A 678-nucleotide genomic window follows, 5' to 3' on the forward strand; every position below is an offset into this window, starting at 1 on the left:
GTAAGTCCCGCAGGATTTTAAGTCCTGTGCGTCTGCCAGTTCCGCCACTTCGGCATTCAATTTTTATGGAGGCGACACCCAGATTCGAACTGGGGATCAAGGAGTTGCAGTCCACTGCCTTACCACTTGGCTATGTCGCCTTAATTGGGGTGGATAATGAGAGTCGAACTCACGACCTCCAGAGCCACAATCTGGCGCTCTAACCAACTGAGCTATACCCACCATATATTGGTCGAGGTGGAGGGACTCGAACCCCCGGCCCCATGGTCCCAAACCACGTGCGCTACCAAACTGCGCTACACCTCGATATCTACTTTAAATAATATTAAATAATATTAAATAATATTAAATAATATTTTAAACAAAAAATGGTGGACCTTCAGGGACTCGAACCCCGGACCTACCGGTTATGAGCCGGGCGCTCTAACCAACTGAGCTAAAGGTCCACATTTGTTTTTATATTGGTAGCGGTAACAGGAGTCGAACCTGTGACCTTTCGGGTATGAACCGAACGCTCTAGCCAACTAAGCTATACCGCCACATATTTTGGTGCCCAGAGGCGGAATCGAACCACCGACACGGGGATTTTCAGTCCCCTGCTCTACCGACTGAGCTATCTGGGCATTTGGCGGAGAGGGTGGGATTCGAACCCACGGCCCCTTTCGGAGTCACTGGTTT

6 tRNA genes are annotated in these 678 nt (G+C 49.7%); all 6 read right to left on the reverse strand.

What is annotated here, in order from left to right:
• Window positions 1-66: 66 nt before the first annotated feature.
• The 6 genes from RWY47_RS06225 to RWY47_RS06250 all read right to left on the reverse strand — a co-directional run bounded on the left by RWY47_RS06225 (window position 67) and on the right by RWY47_RS06250 (window position 623).
• Window positions 67-140: transfer RNA gene (locus tag RWY47_RS06225), tRNA-Cys, on the reverse strand.
• Window positions 141-145: 5 nt separating this feature from the next.
• A tRNA-His gene (locus RWY47_RS06230) sits at window positions 146-222 on the reverse strand.
• 7 nt (window positions 223-229) lie between these two features.
• Window positions 230-306, reverse strand: a tRNA-Pro gene (locus tag RWY47_RS06235).
• Window positions 307-369: 63 nt separating this feature from the next.
• A tRNA-Ile gene (locus RWY47_RS06240) sits at window positions 370-446 on the reverse strand.
• A 16-nt stretch (window positions 447-462) separates the two neighbouring features.
• Window positions 463-539: transfer RNA gene (locus RWY47_RS06245), tRNA-Met, on the reverse strand.
• Between the two features lie 8 nt (window positions 540-547).
• Window positions 548-623: transfer RNA gene (locus RWY47_RS06250), tRNA-Phe, on the reverse strand.
• Between the last annotated feature and the right edge of the window lie 55 nt (window positions 624-678).

This window comes from Paraclostridium sp. MRS3W1 (assembly GCF_032465715.1).
Taxonomy (GTDB): domain Bacteria; phylum Bacillota; class Clostridia; order Peptostreptococcales; family Peptostreptococcaceae; genus Paraclostridium; species Paraclostridium dentum.